The sequence below is a fragment of the Verrucosispora sp. SN26_14.1 genome (assembly GCF_004307965.1).
Lineage (GTDB): Bacteria > Actinomycetota > Actinomycetes > Mycobacteriales > Micromonosporaceae > Micromonospora.
On the sequence record NZ_SISL01000642.1, the window covers coordinates 1 to 2,597 of the forward strand.

Below are 2,597 nucleotides of genomic sequence, written 5' to 3' on the forward strand. Positions count from 1 at the left end.
GCCTCGGCGGCGTCGGCACCGGCGCGCAGCGCCCGCGACAGGCTCAGCGCCGCCGTCCGCTCCGGGCCGGAGAGGTACCGGTTGCGGCTGGACAGCGCCAACCCGTCCGGTTCCCGGACCGTCGGTACGCCGACCACCTCGACCGGTACGTCCAGGTCCCGGCACATCCGCCGGACCAGGGTCAACTGCTGGTAGTCCTTCTCACCGAAGAACGTCAGATCCGGCCGGGTGAGCTGGAGCAGCTTCATCACCACGGTCAGCACGCCGTGGAAGAACCCGGGTCGGCTGAGCCCCTCCAGGTCCTCGCCGAGCGGCCCCGGGTTGACCCGGACCGCCGGCTGGCCGCCGGGGTACATGTCCGCCACCGAGGGCGCGAAGACCAGGTCGGCCCCGGCCCGCCGGCACACCTCAAGATCAGTTTCCAGGGTACGCGGATAGCGGTCGAAATCCTCGTTCGGCCCGAACTGCAACGGGTTCACGAAGATCGTCACGATCACGTGGTCGACGCGGTCCCGGGCGGCCCGGATCAGCGTCTCGTGCCCGGAGTGCAGTGCCCCCATGGTCATCACCACCCCCACCGTGCCGGTGCGGGCGGACCGCGCCCGGGCCAGATCGGCCCGGCTGTGCACCAGTTCCGTCATCTCGTCCGCCTCCCTGGGCATCGGCCGGACCGCCCCGTCACCCGGTGTCACGCCGCCACTCCGGTCTGGTCCCGGCCGAGCACGCCGAGCAACGACTCGGCGTCCACCGGTCGCAGCCGGCCGGCGGCCACCGCCCGGTCGGCGGTACGCCGAGCCAGAGCCAGGTACGCGCCGACCGCCTCGGGCGCGGTGGCGGCGAGCGCGGCCAGGTGACGCTCGACGGTGCCCGCGTCACCCCGGGACACCGGGCCGGTCAACGCGTCGTCGCCCAGCCGTAGCGCGTTCTCCAGCGCGGCTCGCAGCAGCGGGGCCAGCACCTTCTCGGGTCGACCCACCCCGGCGTCCCGTAGCCGGTCGGCCGCCTCGTTGACCAGGGTCACCAGGTGGTTCGCACCGTGCGCCAGCGCCGCGTGGTACAGCGGCCGGTCGGCCTCCCCGATCCACTCGGGCACCCCGCCCAGATCCGTCACCAGCCGGGCGGCCAACGGCCGAAGCTCGGCCGGGGCGGTCACCCCGTACGAGATGCCGGGCAGCCGGCCGAGGTCGTCCGGCGTACCGGTGAACGTCATCGCGGGATGCAACGCCAGCGGTCGGGCACCGACCCGGACGGCCGGTGCCAGCACGGACAGGCCGTGCGCGCCGGAGGTGTGCGCGACCACCTGGCCCGGGTGCAACGCCCCGTCGGCGGCCATCGCGGCGACCACCCCGGCGAGCGCGTCGTCGGGTACGGCGATCAGCAGCAGGTCGGCGGCGGACCGGGCGACCGCCTCGGCGGGACGGCAGGCGGTGGCCGGCAGCAGCAACGCCAGCCGGGCCTGGGAGGCCCCGGAACGCCCGGTGGCGGCGACCACCCGGTGCCCGGCGGCGGCGAGCGCGGCGCCCAGCGTGGCACCGACCCGGCCGGCGCCGATGACGCCCACGGTGAGTACGGCATGGTTCACGACCTGGGCCGACGGGCCGGTCGCAGGCCGCCGAAGGGCGGCCGGATGGTGGCGCAGCGGTGCGCTCATGTCACGATCCAGTCCTCGAGATGGGTACCGGTCGGGGCAAGTATGCGTCGCTGACACGGATCTCAAACAAGGATGTGTGAAATCGTTCACCGACGCCGAGGAGGTACCCCGATGTCGATGCCTTGGCGGGCCGCCATGCAGCAGGCGCTCTACGGACCCTCGGGGTTCTTCGTCGCCGGTGCCGGGCCGGCGGCACACTTCCGCACCAGCGTGCACGCCTCCCCGGTCTTCGCCTCGGCGCTGCTGCGGTTGATCCACCACCTCGACGCGGCTCTCGGCTTTCCCGACCGGTTCGACGTGGTGGATGTGGGGGCGGGTCGGGGTGAGCTGCTCTGTTCGTTGTCTGTTGCGGTGGGGGTTTCCGGGGAGCCCACCCGCTCCGGGCGGTCAGGCTTGATCCCTGCGCGGGTGGGCTCCCCGGAAACCCTGACTTCCACGGCCGCCGTCCGTGCCGGAGGCTTCACCCCGGGGGTTGGGGGTACGGCGGGACTCGGGGAGGGTGGGACCGTCTCGTCGGCGCGCGGGGGTCCAGGGGTTCCGCTGGTGGAGCGGGTGCGGTTCACTGCGGTCGAGGTGGCACCGCGACCGGATGATCTGCCCGAACAGATCGCCTGGACAGATGAGATCCCCGACGGCGTCACCGGGCTGCTGCTGGCCACCGAATGGCTGGACAACGTGCCGCTGGACCTGGCCGTCCACACCGAGGACGGCTGGCGCTACCTCCTCGTCGACCCGACGTCGGGCGAGGAGACGACAGGTGACCCGGTCAGCCCTACAGACGCCACCTGGCTCACCACCTGGTGGCCCCCACAAAACCAACCCCACCCCACAGACCCACCGGACGCGGACGCCGCCCCCATCAGCCCCCACAGCCCGACCATGTCGGGTTTCCGGGCAGCCCGACCGGCGCAGGGATCAAGCCTGACCGCCCGGAGCCGGTCGGGCT

Annotated in this window: 3 protein-coding genes; 1 reads left to right on the plus strand and 2 read right to left on the minus strand. The window is 73.2% G+C overall.

The genetic code is table 11. The features are described from left to right. Together panC and EYA84_RS30325 are read right to left on the minus strand one after the other, a co-directional pair. Window positions 1-641 (minus strand): pantoate--beta-alanine ligase (gene panC, locus EYA84_RS30320; protein ID WP_131057642.1); only part of this gene is annotated, 641 nt, incomplete at its 3' end. Between the two features lie 47 nt (window positions 642-688). Continuing rightward, complete coding sequence (locus EYA84_RS30325) at window positions 689-1,651, minus strand: Rossmann-like and DUF2520 domain-containing protein (protein ID WP_131057640.1); 963 nt, start codon at window positions 1,649-1,651, stop codon at window positions 689-691. A 111-nt stretch (window positions 1,652-1,762) separates the two neighbouring features. Between EYA84_RS30325 and EYA84_RS30330 the strand changes: the two genes are divergently transcribed. Further along, window positions 1,763-2,597 (plus strand): SAM-dependent methyltransferase (locus tag EYA84_RS30330; RefSeq protein ID WP_236146049.1); only part of this gene is annotated, 835 nt, incomplete at its 3' end.

Coding starts and splice junctions, on each gene's coding strand:
- EYA84_RS30325 (WP_131057640.1), bottom strand. CDS start 1,651: ATGAGCGCACCGCTGCGCCACCATCCGGCCGCCCTTCGGCGGCCTGCG.